The organism is Paraburkholderia sp. BCC1886 (assembly GCF_900996245.1).
Classification (GTDB): Bacteria; Pseudomonadota; Gammaproteobacteria; order Burkholderiales; family Burkholderiaceae; genus Paraburkholderia.
In genome coordinates, this window is record NZ_CAAJGK010000052.1 from 517,843 (window position 1) to 535,360 (window position 17,518).

Here is a 17,518-nt window from a genome sequence, read left to right on the forward strand (position 1 = left end):
ATTAACCGTGCCATCCGCCACGGCGATCGCCATGATCCCCACGGTTGTCGTGACCGCCGCGATAGTCGTCGTGACCCCAGTGGCGGTCGTAGCGATGATCATAACGATGATCCCAGCCGCCATCGCCGTAATAAACCGGCTGCGGTGCGACGTAGACCGGCGCGGGTTCCGCGTAAGCAGGCACGCCCAGCGAGAGGCCGATATTCAAACCCGTATGAGCTTGCGCGACGCCGCATGCGCCCGCCGCAAGTCCGGCAGCAACCAGCAAGTGAGTGACGATGCGTTTCATGTTCTGTTCTCCTGTTAGGCGACGTGTGTTTGTCGCACAGGACCAATGTACGCACTCCCCCGCGCCGATCTGCGACGAGATGTTACGGACTGCAAGCATCGTCGCAGGGTCTGAAAGGGATTCGAGAGCAAGCGCCGGATCGCGCCGTATCGTGCTGGATTCGCCAGAACCGCGGCGAGATGGCGCTTCGGCGGCGTGAATTAAAAAAGGAGAGGAAAAATACAGGAGTGATCGCCTGAATCACTCCCGCCGCGCGTAATCGCGACTTACATCTGTATTACCCGATTAATCATCCGCGCTGGCGGCATTCGCCGTATTCGCCGCTGGACCGCTCGCCGGAGCCGCACTCGCCGCCCCCGGCAGCCCTGCACACGGACATTCGGTCGACCGTCCATTCAACCCCTGCCGGTCATGCTTGAAACTCGCATGCGCAACGCCGTCTTTCCAGTCGAGCCGCACGATATAAATACTGTCGAAATCGTCGCTTGCCCACTTCGGGACGTCAGCGGCATTACCGCCATGCGCACTCATGATCTGCCGCAGCAATATGACGATCAGATGATGTTCCCACGCGACGACGATGAGCTTGTTGCGATTGGCCGGGTCGACCAGCGTCTTGCCGAGCTGGTCGATCTGCGCAAACCCATAAGGCGTTTGCACGGGCATCTGGAATTGGATCGCAGTGGGCTCGATCGTGGCGAGCGGACGGATGTAGTAGTACGGGTGTCCGCTGTCGTTCTTCTGCTGGCCGGGATCGGGCGCAAAAAGCTGGTCGGGTTTGCCGAACTTGGCGGCGATGACAGCGGGCAAAGCCAGCGCCCGGTTCAATCCCTGACAGTCGAGCTGACCGTAACCCTGCGCCGGCTTCTCGCCGTGGCGCACGAACACGAGCGTTTCGACACCATCCTTCGCTGCCACTGGCACTGCCACGCCGGCCGTCCCGCTCGTCCCTGCCGCATGCGCCGCCGGTAGTATCGGCAAACCGCCACCCAAACCAGCCAGACAAAGCGCCACACAAGACGCCACATTAAGCGCCGTACCCTGCACAAATGCGCGACAACGGTTCATCGTTCGTACCTACTGGCCAGGAAAGTCGCTCGATTCTAGCAGCGGGCTTCCCTTGGCCCGTGAAGCGCCGAGGCCAGTCAGTCCAGCGCCAGTTCCGCCGAACGGCCACGCCGCTGTTCGGCGATCAACGGATACAGCACGCCGGCGACCACCGCGCCGACGATGGGCGCAACCCAGAACAGCCACAACTGATCCACCGCCGCACCGCCGACGAACAAAGCCGGACCGGTCGAGCGCGCCGGGTTCACCGACGTGTTCGTGACGGGAATCGAAACGAGGTGAATCAGCGTCAGGCACAGGCCGATGGCGATCGGCGCGAAGCCGGCCGGCGCACGCTTGTCCGTCGCACCGAGAATGACGAACAGGAAGAAGCCGGTCATGACCGCCTCGCAGATGAACGCGGCGACGAGCGAATACTGTCCTGGCGAACGCTCGCCATAGCCGTTGCTCGCGAAGCCGCTGGCCACGAGATCGAAGCCCGGCTTGCCCGACGCGATCAACGCGAGAACCGCTGCGCCCAACACGGCGCCGAGCACTTGCGCGACGACGTAGGGCAGCAGATCGCGCGCCGGAAAACGGCCGGCGACCGTCAGGCCCACGCTCACCGCCGGGTTCAGATGGCAGCCGGAAATGTGACCGATCGCGAAGGCCATGGTCAGCACGGTCAATCCGAACGCCAGCGACACGCCGACGAAGCCGATGCCCAAACCATGCAACGGTCCCGAAAAATTCGCCGCGAGCACTGCGCTGCCGCAGCCTCCGAGCACAAGCCAGAATGTGCCGAACACTTCGGCCGCAAGGCGTTTTGACAACTGCATGATTGGTAATCCTGAAAAAGAAGTCGCTTCTGATGCGCATGCACGGTTATGTGCCACTGCCCAATTTGAGTGCGCATTCTAGGGAAAGACGGCCAATTCAGGTGTCAAGAATTGTCAATGTAGAGAGTCTTTTGTCGATTATTACGGGATAAAAATTGTCTTTTACAAATCATCCACGTTTAATAATTATCAGAGGATATCCCGGCTAAATCAGTATTAGTGGCCATTGCGAATTTTTATAATTGCGGTTAGTCTCCGAGCGAATGAGTTCGGGAAACGGGGAGAATCGAAATGTCTCAATATGCAGACCTGAAGGCGCAGATCGCGAAATTGCAGGCACAGGCAGAAGATGCGCGGCGAACTGAAATCGACAATGTCGTCGCCGATATCCGCCAAAAGATCGCCGAATACGGCCTGACTGCGCAAGACCTCGGTTTTGCAGTTGCCGCCAAGCGCGGACGCCCGCCCAAGAAGGCGCCGCTGCCGGCAAAGTATCAGGACCCGAAGTCGGGCAATACGTGGAGCGGACGCGGCAAACCACCCAAATGGATCATCGGCAAGAACCGCGAGCGGTATCTGATTGGCGCACTTTGAATGTGCATATCGTGTCGAACCGAAAGCCAACTGAAGGTTAATTCACTCGCAGTCTTATTCGAGATCCGGCATTCGACCGGCTAGACACTTCTGCACAATCAATTGAAAAAGCCGCCTCAAAAGGCGGCTTTTTTCTGCACCAGCGTCGGGATACTCGGTCCGGCTGTTCGCGCAAACGATTCACATCGACAAATTATGTCGTGCCCTGCCGTTCATTCAGAAAAATCGCATTGTTCGAACTGAGACGGCTCAATCGGCGCATTGAATAACCCTACAGCCGTTTGAACCGTCGTCATTCGACCAGCCGATTAACCGACTGCAACCTGGCGCAACACCGGGCGGCGCGTGGCTTCGATCAGGGCTGTGTAGCCGTCGACATAGTTTTGCGCCATCGTCTTCGAGCTGAAGCGGCGTTCGAACTGCGCGCGAATTTCGGTGCGCGACAGTTCGTCCAGGCGTTGCAACGCGGCGACCGCACCCTGCACGTCTTCGACGATGTAGCCCGTCACGCCGTGGTCGATCACTTCCGGCACCGACCCGCGGTTGAATGCGATCACCGGCGTGCCGCACGCCATCGACTCGATCATCACGAGGCCGAACGGCTCCGACCAGTCGATCGGGAACAGGAGCGCCTTGGCACCGGACAGGAACTCGGGCTTCTGCGCCTCGTTGATCTCGCCGACGAACTCGACATGCGCCATCGACAGCAGCGGCTCGATTTCACGCTTGAAGTATTCCTGGTCGACCTTGTCCACCTTGGCGGCGATCTTCAGCGGCAAACCGCTTTGTGCAGCGATCTTGATAGCTGTATCGACGCGCTTTTCGGGGCAAATCCGACCGAGGAAAGCCAGGTATTCCGGCTTCTTGTGCGTTTGCGGCGTGAGCAACTGGTCCGGCAGACCGTGGTAAATCGTGTTTAGCCAGTTGGCCTGCGGCAACGGCGCACGCTGCGAATCCGAGATCGACACGACCGGCACTTGCGGGAAAGCGTCGAACACCGGCTGCAGTTCCGGCAGGTCCAGACGACCATGCAGCGTGGTGACGAACGGCGTGTCCATGGTCGAGAACAGTGGGAACGGCATGTAGTCGAGGTGGAAATGCAGCACGTCGAACTCGTGCGCGACCTTGCGCACCTTTTCCATCATCAGCACGTGCGGAGCGAGCGCGTCGCGGATCGTCGGATCGAGTCGCAGCGCCCGCGGCCAGCAGGCTTCGAGGTTGGCCGAGGTTTCCGAGTCGCCGCTCGCAAACAGTGTGACGTCGTGCCCGAGGTCGACCAGAGCTTCGGTCAGATACGACACGACACGTTCGGTGCCGCCATAAAGCTTCGGCGGGACGGCTTCATACAGGGGCGCAATTTGTGCGATTCGCATGCGGTTTCTCCTAATCAATACGGCTTTCGCACAACGGCGCTCGTGGTGTGAGCGAGGAGCGAATGCCTGACGGACGGTTGGGCGCGGTAAGCCGCCGCCCGGGGGTGCTCCGAACCAGCATCGGGTAATCCCTTATCGTCATTATCGGGATCACATGAGCTAATTCGAGTTATTTTTCAAACGCTTAATGTTGTTACAGCGCGATACACGAGGTGTTACAGGCCGTTCTACCGGCCTTTCCACCCACGAAAATCGAGCCCTACTAGTTAACTAAACGCTGCGGCATCATAGCAAGCGACGCGCCCGGACCGCTTCAAACGCCAGAGCGCCGGCAAACCGAAGTGAAAAGTGAAAAGCTTTTATAATCCGGTTTCACCCGAGAACAGGTGAAAACTCCGGCCGGAGAATTCTCACTTTCTGGCCAGCCTTTCGAACAATCAGGCGCCACGCCTTATCCAGTAAGCATCAGCGGCGGTCAAACTGCCCGGACATCAGCCGTATCAAAACCTCCCGCGAACGTCCTTTGTAGGAAAAATTCCTACACGAATGACGGATTAATCCGTCAGAGAGGCAGGGTGTCTGTCCGATTTTCGTCCGTGCCCCGTTTCGCCACAATGCACGCAAGACCAGAAACGAGCCGATTCGTGCGTTTAAAGCGCGCGCGATCGAGCAAACGTTTCCTAAACGGCCTGACCAGCCAGTTACACCCGGGGGAATCATGAGCGCGACAAGCGAAATGCTCAGTGAGATCAGAGACGTCAATCTCTCGTATCTCCTGCTGGCGCAGCGACTACTGCGCGAAGACAAGCCTATGGGCATGTTTCGCATGGGCATCTCGGATCAGCTAGCCGATGTCATTGCCAATCTGTCTCTGGCGCAAACCGTCAAGCTGGCCGCGTCGAACCAGATGCTGTGCCGCTTCCGCTTCGATGACCATGCAGTGCTGTCCGCGCTTGCCGATAAAGGCAAATCCGGCGCCGTTGCCCACGCGCATTCCGCGATTCTGATGGCCAGTCAGCCGGTCGAGCAACTCGGCTAATTCGGCTAACTCGACTGATTGCCGGCCTTTTTGCACATCGCGTGCACGGACCTGGGAAAATACAAGCGGATGGCAACTAAAAGCGTGGTGCTCGAGGTCAGGGAAATTACCCTGGCCATCGAGCTGATCGAACTCGGCGCGCGGCTGCAACTGCTGGAAGCCGAAACCAGCCTGTCGCGCGATCGCCTGATCAAGCTGTACAAGGAGCTGAAAGGCGTGTCGCCGCCCAAGGGCATGCTGCCGTTTTCGACCGACTGGTTTATGACCTGGCAGCCGAACTTTCATTCGTCCCTGTTCTACAACATCTACCGTTTCATGGCCGACCACGGCGGCTGCGAAACCATCCAGTCGATCGTCAAGAGCTACCGGCTCTACCTCGAACACGTCCAGTTGCACGACGACGAGCCCGTGCTCAGTCTCACGCGCGCCTGGACGCTAGTGCGCTTCTTCGACTCCGGCATGCTGCAGATGACGTCCTGCTGCCGTTGCCGCGGACACTTTGTCGCACATGCCCACGATCCGCAGCACGGTTTTGTCTGCGGACTCTGCCAGCCGCCTTCGCGCGCCGGTAAGACAAAGAAATTTGCCGACGCCCGCGCCCGCGAGACGGCGGCCGCCCTCCAGGCCTGACGCGACGCTTTTCCACCAAAGTTTTCTGCCCTGCTGCCGTAAACCTGAATAACGCGACGGACGCCGTCGCTTATCGATAGGGGTCGGCAGTGCTGATTTTCGTGGGAACACTCGTGACGCTGTTGTCCGTTTTCGGCGGTTATGCGCTGGAAGGCGGCCATCTCGGCGCGCTGCTGCAGCCCGTCGAAGTGCTGATGATCGTCGGCGCCGGCGTCGGCGCGTTCATTCTGGGTAACGGAATGAAGACGATCAAGGCGACCCTGCGCGTCCTGCCGACGCTCTTCAAAGGCGCCAAATACAACAAGGCCGTCTATATGGAGTTGATGGCGCTGCTTTACGTCCTGCTCGCCAAAGCCCGCAAGGAAGGCACGCTGACGCTGGAAGCCGACATCGACGATCCGTCCAAAAGCCCGATTTTCACGCAATACCCGAAAATCCTCGCCGATCACCACATCATCGAATTCCTGACCGATTACCTGCGCCTGATGGTGGGCGGCAACATGAATGCGTTCGAAATCGAAAGCCTGATGGACGAAGAGATCGAAACGCATCACCAGGAGGGCGAAGCGCCCGCGCATGCGCTGAACAAGGTCGGCGACGCGATGCCCGCGTTCGGGATCGTCGCCGCGGTGATGGGCGTGGTGCACACGATGGCCTCCGCCGACAAACCGCCCGCCGTGCTCGGCGAGATGATCGCGCAGGCGCTGGTCGGTACTTTCCTCGGGATTCTGCTGTCGTATGGGCTGATCGGGCCGCTCGCGAGCGTCGCCGAACAGCGCCTGACCGAGTCGACCAAGATGTTCCAGTGCATCAAGGTGACGATCCTCGCCAGCCTGAACGGCTACGCGCCGGCGATCGCCGTCGAGTTCGGCCGCAAGGTGCTCTTCTCGACCGAGCGCCCGTCGTTCGCCGAGCTCGAAGAGCACGTGCGCCGCGTCAAGGCCAAGTAAGCGGCGCCCGGACACGAAGCCATGAGCAAGGACAAAGACCGCGCCATTGTGGTGAAGCGCTCCGCGCCGAAGAAAGCCGGCCATCACGGCGGCGCGTGGAAACTGGCGTACGCGGACTTCATGACCGCGATGATGGCCTTCTTCCTGTTGATGTGGCTGTTGAGCTCGGCATCCACCGTGCAGCTCCGGGGCATTGCCGACTATTTCAACCAGCCGCTGAAAGTCACATTGTGGGGCGGCGACCGCAGCGCCGAGGATTCGAGCATTCTGAAAGGCGGCGGCCGCGACATCTCGACGGACGCGCAAGGCGTGACGCGCGCGACCGACGGCGCCGCGAACCGCGCCGAACACTCCGTCTCGCACAACGACGAAGAGTCGGTGAAGCAGTCGCAAGGCGCGCTCGAGCGCCAGGAGCAGGCCCGTCTGCACGATCTGCAGGTCAAGCTGATGGCGGCGATCGAAGCGAATCCGGTGCTGCGCCAGTTCAAGCAGCAGATCCGCATCGACTCGACGCTGACCGGCCTGCGCATCGAGATCGTCGACTCGCAGAAGCGGCCGATGTTCGCCACCGCGAAAGACCAGGTCGAACCGTATATGCGCGACATCCTGCGCGAGATCGGCCACACGCTGAACGACGTGCCGAACCGCATCATCGTGCAGGGTCACACCGACGCCGCGCAGTACGCGGGCGGCGAGAAGGGTTACAGCAACTGGGAACTGTCCGCCGACCGCGCCAACGCGTCGCGCCGCGAGCTGATTTCCGGCGGCATGGACGAAGCGAAGGTGATGCGCGTGCTCGGCCTCGCGTCCACGCAGAACCTGAACAAGGCCAACGCGATGGACCCGGAGAACCGCCGCATCAGCATCATCGTGCTGAACAGGAAGTCGGAGGATGCGCTCAATCACGACGACTCCACCACGACGACCTTGTCGGACGACGCAGCGGGCTCGAGGCCTTTGCTGCCGAAGATCATGCAGCCGGTGACGGTTGCACCGAAGTTGCCGACGCTCGCGCCGGTGACGAAGTAAAGAACAGCGATCGCCCGGACGACTCCGCGCGCCCAGGCGGCGCGGACGGCCGGGCGGCTTATCAGGCAAGTGCGACGAGGTATTGATGATCAGGCACATTCTGGCAATCGACGATTCGGCCTCCATGCGGCAGATTCTCGCCGCGACGCTGACGACGGCCGGCTATGAAGTGACGCTGGCGGCAGACGGCAACGAAGGGCTCGAAAACGCGCTCGCGATGTCGTTCGACCTCGTGTTGACGGACCAGCATATGCCGGGCAAGACCGGGCTCGATCTGATCACCGCGTTGCGCAACAACCCGGCCTATCAGGCCACGCCGATTCTGGTACTCACGACGGAATCCGGCGAGCCGTTCAAGGATGCGGCGCGCGCGGCGGGTGCGACCGGCTGGATCGAAAAGCCGCTCGACCCCGACATGCTGACCGAACTGGTCGCGGCGCTCGCCGAACCGGATCACGCATGAACGGCGGGCGCGCATTCGACACGACGTATAGAAGCTTCCGGCGCGGCGGCCCGGTAGCCCAAGTTAGACAGGAACTCTCGCGGTGACCCAGGCATGACACTCGACATCACTCAGTTCTACCAGACCTTCTTCGACGAAGCGGACGAACTGCTCGCGCAGATGGAGCAGTTGCTGCTCAATCTGGATATCGCTCGCCCGGACCCGGAAGACCTCGCGGCGATTTTCCGCGCGGCGCATTCGATCAAGGGCGGTGCGGCGACCTTCGGCTTTACCGCGCTGACCGAAACCACGCACATTCTCGAATCGCTGCTCGACCGCGCGCGCAACAACGAACTCGTGCTGCGCAAGGACATGATCGACACGTTCCTCGAAACCAAGGACGTGCTGTCGGGCCAGCTGGCCGATTACCGCGCGAGCGCCGAGCCCGATGCCGACATTGCGCGGGCGATCTGCGCAAAGCTCGAGCGTCTGCATACGGAAAGCCGCTTCGGCGCAGCGGCCGCGGAAGCGGCGCACGCCGAACCGCAACAACCGGCAGTAGAAGCAACAACCACCGCGGCAAGCGCAGCACCCGAAGACGGCTCGGCGCCCGAGCATGTCGTCGAGCAGGCCTGGCATGCAGCAGGCGAATGGAACGACGGCGAAGCTGCGCAGACAGCAGAAGCCGTGGGCACGGCGTCGGCCGACAGCGACACCGGCCCGCATCTGAAAATCACGCTACGGGGCGTAGGTGAGAAGGACCAGGCACTGCTCGTCGAAGAACTGGGCAACCTGGGTAGCATCGTCGGTCAGGTCGAGGGCAACGGCGAACTTTCGCTGTGGCTCGCGACCGACGTTACCGCCGACGACATCATCGCCGTGTGCTGTTTCGTGATCGACGAAAGTCAGATCACGATCGGCCGCGGCACCGCACCGGCGGACGACGCGAGCGAAGGCGATCCTGGAACGCCCGAAGCCGCTGGATCGTCCCCGGCGCAGACAGCACCGGTCAATGAGTTGGAGCAGGCAGCATCATCGGCCACGGTGGCCGACATCGCTGCCTCCGTCAAAACCGCAACGCACGGATTGTTCGACACACCGGCCTCGACCCGATCCGCCCATCAAGCATCGGCACAACCGGCAGCACCAACGACGCCGCAGCCCGTGCAAGCACCCGCACCGGCTGGCACCGAGAAGCAGGCCGCCCCGGCCACCACGGCCACCACGACCGCCGCAGCACCCGCCGCCGCCGATCAGGAGCGCAAGGCCGCTCGCCCGGCCGCGGCAGCAGGCGGCGCGGAAGGCAGTTCGATTCGCGTCGGCGTCGAGAAGGTCGATCAGTTGATCAACCTGGTCGGCGAACTGGTGATTACGCAGGCGATGCTCGCGGAAACCACCAGCACGTTCGATCCGGCGCTGCACGACCGGCTCTTCAACGGCATGGCGCAACTCGAACGCAACGCGCGCGACCTTCAGGAAGCGGTGATGTCCATCCGCATGATGCCGATGGATTACGTGTTCAGCCGCTTCCCGCGCCTCGTGCGCGATCTGGCGGCGAAGCTCGGCAAGGAAGTGGAACTCGTCACGTTCGGTCAGGCGACCGAACTCGACAAGAGCCTGATCGAACGCATCATCGATCCGTTGACGCACCTCGTGCGCAACAGCCTCGACCACGGTATCGAAACGGTGGAGGCGCGCCGCGCGGCCGGCAAGGACGGCACCGGCCAGCTGGTGCTATCGGCCGCGCACCATGGCGGCAACATCGTCATCGAAGTGAGCGACGACGGCGCCGGTCTGCGCCGCGACAAGATTCTCGCGAAGGCTGCCAAGCAGGGCATGCAGGTGAGCGAAAGCATGAGCGACGAAGAAGTCTGGAACCTGATTTTCCTGCCCGGCTTTTCGACGGCGGAACAGGTCACGGACGTCTCCGGCCGTGGCGTCGGCATGGACGTGGTGAAGCGCAACATCCAGGCGATGGGCGGTCACGTCGAAATCACGTCGCACGCCGGCAAGGGCAGCACCACGCGCATCGTGTTGCCGCTCACGCTGGCGATTCTCGACGGCATGTCCGTCAAGGTCGGCAACGAGATTTTTATCCTGCCGCTGAACTTCGTGATGGAGTCGCTGCAACCGCGCGCCGAAGACATCTACACGGTCGCCAACGGCGAGCGCGTGGTGCGCGTGCGTGGCGAGTATCTGCCGCTGGTGGCGCTGCACGAAGTGTTCACCGTTTCCGACGCGAAGCAGGAACCGACGCAAGGCATCGTCACCATCATGCAGGCCGAAGGGCGCCGCTTCGCGATGCTGATCGACGAACTGGTCGGCCAGCAGCAGGTGGTGGTGAAGAACCTCGAAACCAATTACCGCAAGGTTCACGGCATTTCCGCCGCGACGATTCTCGGCGACGGCAGCGTCGCGCTGATCGTGGACGTGGCGGCGCTGAACCGCGAGACCCGCCACGCGCACGGCGCGCTGAGTCTCGCATGACATTCACCCGATTCATCTCATCCCAACCGTTTGGGGGCTAAACGTGGCAGAAGTCCATTCCATCAATTCGAGCGGCACGAGCAGTACGAGCGGCCGCCGCGACGCGCAGCAGGCCGACGCAGGCGGTCAGGAATTTCTCGTGTTCACACTGGGCGCGGAAGAGTACGGCATCGACATCCTGAAGGTGCAGGAGATTCGCGGCTACGACAACGTGACGCGCATCGCCAACGCACCGGATTTCATCAAGGGTGTGATCAATCTGCGCGGCATCATCGTGCCGATCGTCGACATGCGCATCAAGTTCCACCTCGGCCGGGTCGAATACGACCATCAGACCGTGGTGATCATCCTGAACGTCGCGCATCGCGTGGTCGGGATGGTGGTGGACGGCGTGTCCGACGTGCTGACGCTGGCAACCGAGCAGATCATGCCGGCGCCGGAATTCGGCGCGACGCTCACGACGGAGTACCTGACGGGACTCGGCACGGTCGACGGCCGCATGCTGATCCTGATGGATATCGAAAAACTGATGACCAGCCGCGAAATGGCATTGATCGAAACGATCGCGGGCTGAATCCGGCGGCACGCCAAGGCTGGCGCGCGCAATCAGAGACAGATTTGAACGGGGAGCATCGAGATGTTGAGCAGGTGGTCGATTCGCACGTCGCTTACGCTGGTGGGGATTCTTCTGGTGGCGCTCACGGTCGTGGTCGGCGTGCTGGGACTGAGCGCGCTGAACGGCGCGAGCGGGTCGCTCGAGCGCATTGCGCGCGGCGATCTCGCGTCGATCCACGCACTCGACGAAGCGTCCGCGTATCTGTTGCGCTCGCGTTTGTCGCTGGATCGCTTCAACGCATTGAGTGCAGCGGGCAACCAGGACGAAGCGAAGAAAGCCCTGGATCGTGCGCAGGAGTTGTACGGCAAGGGCAATCAGAGCTGGCAGCAATATCTCGACGCGCCCAAGCAGGGCGTCGATCAGGCGCAACTGGATGAACTGGTCAGCCGTCGCACGACCCTGACGCGCGACGGCCTCGACCCGGAATTCGCCGCGTTGCGCGCGAACGATCTGCCGGGCTATCACGCGATTGCCGATCTGAAAATCAGCCCGTGGTTCGTCGCTTACGACGGCGCCGCGTCGGCCGTGATCGCGAGCCTGCAGCAGCAGGCCGTCACGCAGCAGGCCAGCGCGCAGTCGACCATCTCGCTGATGACCACGCTGATTCTCGGCCTCACCGTGTTCGCCCTGGTGCTGGTGGTGGGCCTGCGCTTCGCGCTGCGCGGCCTGATCGTGAAGCCGCTCGCCGACGCAACCGCCTGCTTCGAACGGATTGCCGCGGGCGACCTGTCCGAATCCATCGAGGTGTTCAGCCGCAACGAAATGGGCCGCCTGTTCGCCGGCATCAAGCAGATGCAGGCCAGCATGGGGACGATGGTCAAAGCGGTGCACGACAGCGCCGAGTCGATCGACACCGGCGCGCGCGAAATCGCGATGGGCAACACCGACCTGTCGCAGCGCACCGAGCAACAGGCCGCTTCGCTGCAGGAAACCGCGTCGAGCATGGAACAGTTGACCGGCACGGTGCGCCAGAACGCGGAAAACGCGCGCCAGGCGAGCCAGCTGGCCGTCAACGCGTCCGATATCGCGACGCGCGGCGGCGACGTGGTCAGCCAGGTTGTCACGACCATGCAGGACATCGCGACGAGTTCGAACAAGGTGGTCGACATCATCGGCGTGATCGAAGGGATTGCCTTTCAGACCAACATTCTGGCGTTGAACGCCGCGGTGGAAGCAGCACGCGCCGGCGAACAGGGCCGCGGTTTCGCGGTGGTCGCGGGTGAAGTGCGCAGCCTCGCACAGCGCAGCGCCAGCGCCGCGAAGGAAATCAAGGAACTGATCGGCGACTCGGTGGACAAGGTGCAAAGCGGCTCGACCCTGGTCGGCCGCGCCGGCGCGACGATGGAGGAAATCGTCCAGGCCGTGCGGCGCGTGACGGACATCATGGGTGAGATCAGCGCGGCCTCGGAAGAGCAGTCGGGCGGCATCGAACAGGTGAATCGCGCGGTCGTGCAGATGGACGAAGTGACGCAGCAGAACGCGGCGCTGGTCGAACAGGCCGCGGCCGCGGCCGCCTCGCTCGAAGACCAGACGCGCCAGTTGCAAGCGGTGGTGAGTGCGTGGACCGTGGCGGGCGACGAGCCGCGCGCGGTGTCGGCAACGGGGCACTCGAGCGCAACACGCAGCGCGGCGATGACGAAAGCCAGGACGAGCGCCGCGTCGCAAACCGTAAGTCAGTCCGCGACCGCAGCGGCGCATCGTCTTGCCGCAGCCACGGCTCTATCGGGCGACGCCGCCGCGCGTGTCGAGCCGGCCCTCAATGCGGCCCTCAAGCCGGCATCGAAGCCAGCATCGAAGCCGGCCTCGAAGCCGTCCACGGCCACGACCCGCACGGCCGCCGATTCCGCAGCACGCCCGGCCGCCAGCGCGGCCACGGCGAGCGCGGATGGCGACTGGGAAACGTTTTAAGCAAGGAAACGGCAGGAAAACATGCGGTCATTCGACATCTCGCTCCTCGACGGGCGAATCATCGAAGCACGCCTTGACGGTGTGTCGCGGGCCGACTGCATGTTGCAGCCACGTCATTGGCAGCACTTCGCGGGCGGGCGCGACCCCGCGAACACAATCCCTTTCGCTGCGAGGCGAAAGCGCGATGGCTCGTATTGCAGGCAGGAACTCTCATGATGGCAACGCGCGCAACCCAGCGGCCTGAACCGGCCAGATCCGGCGAGTCGGGACGGGACTTCGAATTCACCGCAGCGGACTTCGCCCGCATTCGCGAGCTGATCCACCGCAGCGCGGGCATTTCGCTGTCGGATCACAAGCGCGACATGGCGTATAGCCGGCTCGCGCGGCGGCTGCGCACGCGCGGACTCGACACCTTCCGCCAGTATCTCGATCTGCTCGAGGCGGAGAACGATCCCGCCGAGTGGGAAGCGTTCACGAACGCGCTCACGACCAATCTGACGGCGTTCTTTCGCGAAGCGCATCACTTTCCGATCCTCGCCGATTTCGTCGGCTCTCGCGCCCAGCCGGTCTCGGTGTGGTGCTCGGCGGCGTCTACCGGCGAAGAACCGTATTCGATCGCGATGACGCTGATCGAAGCGCTCGGCGAAAGCGGCGCGCGCCAGGCGAGCGTGCTCGCCACCGACATCGACACGCAGGTGCTGGCCAAAGCGGCGGCCGGCATGTACCAGTTCGATCAGGTCAAGCATCTGTCGCCCGAGCGGCTGCGGCGCTTCTTCCTGAAGGGTACCGGCGCGCATGCCGGCATGGTCAAGGTGCGCCCCGAAGTGCGGGCGCTGGTGCGCTTCGAACAGCTCAATCTCACCGACCGCGATTACCAGTTGCGCACTCAGTTCGACGCGATCTTCTGCCGCAACGTGATGATCTATTTCGACAAGCCGACGCAGGGTCAGGTGCTGACCCGCTTCGAGCCGCTGATGAAAAGCGGCGGTCTGCTGTTCGCGGGTCACTCGGAAAACTTCACCTATGTCACGCAGGCGTTCCGGCTGCGTGGCCAGACCGTCTACGAACTCGCGCGCGACGCGACCGGCGTGCGCGCACCGAGCCGCGCGACGAGCGCGACTAGCGCGACTAGCTCGACGCGCCCAACGAATAGCGGGGTGACCGCATGAGCAGCCGCCTGCCGATCGCGACCAACCTGTATTACGACAACCACTTTCAGCGCCCCGGCGTGAAGCTGTTGCCGAACGAGTTCTATACGACTCACGAAGACATGGTGCTCGTCACCGTGCTCGGCTCGTGCGTGGCCGCCTGCATTCAGGACCGCACCGCGGGCATCGGCGGAATGAATCACTTCATGCTGCCCGACGACGGCGCGGATGTCGGGCAACCGGCGTCGGACTCGATGCGCTACGGCGCGTATGCGATGGAAGTGCTGATCAACGAACTGATCAAGGCGGGCGGGCGGCGCGAGCGTTTCGAAGCCAAGGTGTTCGGCGGCGGCGCGGTGCTGGCCGGCATGACGACCATCAACATCGGCGACCGCAACTCGGAATTCGTGCGCCGCTATCTGGCGCTCGAAAAAATCCGCATCGTCGCGGAAGACCTGCAAGGCGCGCATCCGCGCAAGGTCGCGTTCATGCCGCGCACGGGACAGGTGATGGTGAAGAAGTTGCGTCTGCAACAGGAAGCCGGCGTGGCCGAGCGCGAACAGGCGCTGGTGCGCCAGAGCGCCGAGGCGCGTGCCGAGCGGCTCGCGGCTGCGCGTCAGCGCGTCGAACTGTTCTCGGCGCCGGCCGCCGCGCGTCCCAAGGTCGAGCTGTTTTCCGCGGCGCCGGCCGCACCCGCCAGACCGAGAATCGAGCTGTTCGGCGCAGGCCCGCGCCCCATCAATTCCAACAACGCCAGAACCACAGAGGAGGCGTGAGCGCTGTGCAAAAGATCAAAGTGGTGTGCGTCGACGACTCGGCGCTGATCCGCAGCCTGATGACCGAGATCATCAACAGTCAGCCGGACATGACGGTCGTGGCGACCGCGCCCGACCCGCTGGTCGCGCGCGAACTCATCAAGCAGCACAATCCCGACGTGCTCACGCTCGACGTCGAAATGCCGCGCATGGACGGCCTCGACTTCCTCGAAAAGCTGATGCGTTTGCGGCCGATGCCAGTGGTGATGGTGTCGTCGCTGACCGAGCGCGGCAATGAAATCACGTTGCGCGCGCTCGAACTCGGCGCGGTCGATTTCGTCACCAAGCCGAAGGTCGGGATTCGCGACGGCATGCTCGATTACGCCGAAAAGCTCGCCGACAAGGTGCGTGCTGCGGCGCGCGCGCGCGTGCGACAGAGCGCGCCGGTGCAGCACGCGAGCACGCACGCCGCGCACGCGGGTAGCGCCGGTGTCGCGGCCGCCGCGCCGCTCTTCAACAATCCGTTGCTGAGTACGGAGAAGCTGATCATCGTCGGCGCATCGACCGGAGGCACCGAAGCGATCCGCGAAGTGCTGGTGCCGCTGCCGCCGGATGCGCCCGCCGTGCTGATCGCACAGCACATGCCGCCGGGTTTCACGAAATCTTTCGCGCAACGCCTCAATGGTTTGTGCCGGATTACCGTTAAAGAGGCAGAGCACGGCGAACGCGTGCTGCCGGGACATGCGTATATCGCGCCCGGTCACGCGCATCTGCTGCTGGCCCGCAGCGGCGCGAACTATATCGCGCACCTGTCCGACGAGCCGCCGGTGAACCGGCACCGGCCGTCGGTGGACGTGCTGTTCCGTTCAGCCGCGCAACACGCGGGCAAGAACGCGGTCGGCGTGATCCTCACGGGCATGGGGCGCGACGGCGCGGCAGGGCTGCTGGATATGAAGCGGGCGGGGGCGTACACCTTCGCGCAGGACGAAGCGAGCTGTATCGTTTTTGGCATGCCGCGCGAAGCGATTGCGCTGGGCGCGGCGGACGAAATCGCAGCGTTGCCGGACATGAGCCGGCGCGTGATGGCGCGATTGTCGTCGATGGGCGAACGCGTTCAACGCGTATGATGCGCGCCGGGTCATTCACGCGGACGGTCATACGCCGCACCATGAATCAAGCAAAGGAATGGAAATGGATAAGGGAATGAAGATTCTGGTAGTTGACGATTTTCCGACGATGCGCCGGATCGTCCGCAACCTGCTGAAAGAACTCGGCTACTCGAACGTCGACGAAGCGGAAGACGGTCAGGCGGGTCTCGCGCGTCTGCGCGGCGGCGGCTACGACTTCGTGATCTCCGACTGGAACATGCCGAACCTCGACGGTCTGGCCATGCTGAAGGAAATCCGCGCCGACGCGGCGCTCACGCATTTGCCGGTGCTGATGGTGACGGCCGAGTCGAAGAAGGAAAACATCATCGCAGCGGCCCAGGCCGGTGCGAGCGGATACGTCGTCAAGCCGTTCACGGCCGCGACGCTCGACGAGAAGCTCAACAAGATTCTCGAGAAGATGGCGAAAGCCGGGAGCTGATGTGAACCTGCCGATCCCTTCGCAAGCGGACGAAGCGGCCAGCGAGAACGGTGACCACGCGTCCGACCGCATCCTCGCCCGCATCGGCCAACTCACGCGCACGCTGCGCGATTCGATGCGCGAGCTCGGACTCGACAAACACGTCGAGCGTGCGGCGCAAGCCGTGCCCGATGCGCGCGACCGCCTGAAATACATCGCCACGATGACCGAGCAGGCCGCCGAGCGCGTGCTGTCCGCGATCGACGTCGCCAAGCCGATCCAGGAGCAACTGCAGAAAGACGCGGGCGAACTCGACGCGCGCTGGGAGCAGTGGTACGCGGCGCCGATCGAGCGCGAGGAAGTGCGCGCGCTGATGAACGACACGCGCACGTTTTTGCGCAGCGTGCCGCAATCGACCGGCGCGACCAATACGCAGCTGATGGAAATCATGCTGGCGCAGGACTTCCAGGATCTGACCGGCCAGGTCATCAAGAAGATCACGGACGTCGTCTACCTGATCGAGCAGCAGTTGCTCGGCGTGCTGGTGGAAAACATCGCGCTCGAGCGGCGCGAGCAGTTTGCGGCGAACGCGGCGGCGCTGGCGGCCGAACCGTCGGCGACCGGCAGCCCCGAGCATCTGCTGAACGGTCCGCAGATCGATCCGGAAGGCAAGCCCGATGTGATGCAGGATCAGTCGCAGGTGGACGATCTTCTGGCCAGCCTCGGCTTTTAACGCGCGCAGGCGCGGGGCGTTTTGCATAACGCCGTTGCAAGCCCGCGTTGCAGCCCCCGTTGCAGCCCGCCTT

The 17,518-nt window shown here is 63.0% G+C and carries 18 protein-coding genes; 14 read left to right on the top strand and 4 right to left on the bottom strand.

From position 1 onward, the window contains the following. Position 1: 1 nt before the first annotated feature. The 3 genes from FQ746_RS20430 to aqpZ form a co-directional block, all read right to left on the bottom strand. Positions 2 to 289 carry a PXPV repeat protein gene (locus FQ746_RS20430; RefSeq protein ID WP_144111440.1) on the bottom strand — a complete coding sequence of 96 codons (288 nt, stop codon included), beginning with the start codon at positions 287 to 289 and terminating at the stop codon, positions 2 to 4. A 285-nt stretch (positions 290 to 574) separates the two neighbouring features. Then, positions 575 to 1,357, bottom strand: a complete 783-nt coding sequence (locus FQ746_RS20435) for a histidine phosphatase family protein (protein ID WP_144111441.1) — start codon at positions 1,355 to 1,357, stop codon at positions 575 to 577. A 77-nt stretch (positions 1,358 to 1,434) separates the two neighbouring features. Then, positions 1,435 to 2,175, bottom strand: a complete 741-nt coding sequence (aqpZ, locus tag FQ746_RS20440; protein ID WP_144111442.1) for an aquaporin Z — start codon at positions 2,173 to 2,175, stop codon at positions 1,435 to 1,437. Between the two features lie 291 nt (positions 2,176 to 2,466). Here aqpZ and FQ746_RS20445 point away from each other — a divergent pair, with 291 nt between their 5' ends. Then, entirely contained in the window at positions 2,467 to 2,769 is a 303-nt protein-coding gene (locus tag FQ746_RS20445; protein ID WP_144111443.1) for an H-NS histone family protein, read from the top strand. A 308-nt stretch (positions 2,770 to 3,077) separates the two neighbouring features. Here the strand turns inward: FQ746_RS20445 and FQ746_RS20450 are convergent, their stop codons facing one another. Beyond that, positions 3,078 to 4,142, bottom strand: a complete 1,065-nt coding sequence (locus FQ746_RS20450) for a glycosyltransferase family 4 protein (RefSeq protein ID WP_144111444.1) — start codon at positions 4,140 to 4,142, stop codon at positions 3,078 to 3,080. Between the two features lie 718 nt (positions 4,143 to 4,860). Between FQ746_RS20450 and flhD the strand changes: the two genes are divergently transcribed. The 13 genes from flhD (at position 4,861) to cheZ (ending at position 17,445) form a co-directional block, all read left to right on the top strand. Then, positions 4,861 to 5,181: a flagellar transcriptional regulator FlhD gene (flhD, locus tag FQ746_RS20455; protein WP_260854110.1), complete on the top strand. Its 321-nt coding sequence runs from the start codon at positions 4,861 to 4,863 to the stop codon at positions 5,179 to 5,181. Positions 5,182 to 5,250: 69 nt separating this feature from the next. After that, on the top strand, positions 5,251 to 5,811 hold the full coding sequence (gene flhC / locus FQ746_RS20460) for a flagellar transcriptional regulator FlhC (protein WP_144111512.1): 561 nt from the start codon (positions 5,251 to 5,253) through the stop codon (positions 5,809 to 5,811). An 89-nt stretch (positions 5,812 to 5,900) separates the two neighbouring features. Further along, the gene (gene motA / locus FQ746_RS20465) at positions 5,901 to 6,761 is read left to right on the top strand and encodes a flagellar motor stator protein MotA (protein WP_144111446.1); all 861 of its coding nucleotides are present in this window, start codon (positions 5,901 to 5,903) and stop codon (positions 6,759 to 6,761) included. 21 nt (positions 6,762 to 6,782) lie between these two features. Beyond that, on the top strand, positions 6,783 to 7,790 hold the full coding sequence (motB, locus tag FQ746_RS20470; RefSeq protein ID WP_144111447.1) for a flagellar motor protein MotB: 1,008 nt from the start codon (positions 6,783 to 6,785) through the stop codon (positions 7,788 to 7,790). A gap of 85 nt (positions 7,791 to 7,875) precedes the next feature. Continuing rightward, positions 7,876 to 8,253: a response regulator gene (locus tag FQ746_RS20475; protein WP_144111448.1), complete on the top strand. Its 378-nt coding sequence runs from the start codon at positions 7,876 to 7,878 to the stop codon at positions 8,251 to 8,253. 93 nt (positions 8,254 to 8,346) lie between these two features. After that, on the top strand, positions 8,347 to 10,719 hold the full coding sequence (gene cheA / locus FQ746_RS20480) for a chemotaxis protein CheA (RefSeq protein ID WP_144111449.1): 2,373 nt from the start codon (positions 8,347 to 8,349) through the stop codon (positions 10,717 to 10,719). Between the two features lie 43 nt (positions 10,720 to 10,762). Then, on the top strand, positions 10,763 to 11,293 hold the full coding sequence (cheW, locus tag FQ746_RS20485; protein ID WP_144111450.1) for a chemotaxis protein CheW: 531 nt from the start codon (positions 10,763 to 10,765) through the stop codon (positions 11,291 to 11,293). Between the two features lie 63 nt (positions 11,294 to 11,356). Then, positions 11,357 to 13,243, top strand: a complete 1,887-nt coding sequence (locus FQ746_RS20490) for a methyl-accepting chemotaxis protein (RefSeq protein WP_144111451.1) — start codon at positions 11,357 to 11,359, stop codon at positions 13,241 to 13,243. 212 nt (positions 13,244 to 13,455) lie between these two features. Beyond that, the gene (locus tag FQ746_RS20495; RefSeq protein ID WP_144111452.1) at positions 13,456 to 14,412 is read left to right on the top strand and encodes a CheR family methyltransferase; all 957 of its coding nucleotides are present in this window, start codon (positions 13,456 to 13,458) and stop codon (positions 14,410 to 14,412) included. After that, positions 14,409 to 15,167: a chemoreceptor glutamine deamidase CheD gene (cheD, locus tag FQ746_RS20500; RefSeq protein ID WP_144111453.1), complete on the top strand. Its 759-nt coding sequence runs from the start codon at positions 14,409 to 14,411 to the stop codon at positions 15,165 to 15,167. Before FQ746_RS20495 ends, cheD begins: the two co-directional genes overlap by 4 nt. 5 nt (positions 15,168 to 15,172) lie before the next feature. Then, the gene (locus FQ746_RS20505) at positions 15,173 to 16,273 is read left to right on the top strand and encodes a chemotaxis response regulator protein-glutamate methylesterase (RefSeq protein ID WP_186310781.1); all 1,101 of its coding nucleotides are present in this window, start codon (positions 15,173 to 15,175) and stop codon (positions 16,271 to 16,273) included. 64 nt (positions 16,274 to 16,337) lie between these two features. After that, positions 16,338 to 16,733 carry a chemotaxis response regulator CheY gene (cheY, locus tag FQ746_RS20510; RefSeq protein ID WP_144111455.1) on the top strand — a complete coding sequence of 132 codons (396 nt, stop codon included), beginning with the start codon at positions 16,338 to 16,340 and terminating at the stop codon, positions 16,731 to 16,733. A gap of 1 nt (position 16,734) precedes the next feature. Next, on the top strand, positions 16,735 to 17,445 hold the full coding sequence (gene cheZ / locus FQ746_RS20515; RefSeq protein WP_144111456.1) for a protein phosphatase CheZ: 711 nt from the start codon (positions 16,735 to 16,737) through the stop codon (positions 17,443 to 17,445). The last annotated feature ends 73 nt before the right edge of the window (positions 17,446 to 17,518 follow it).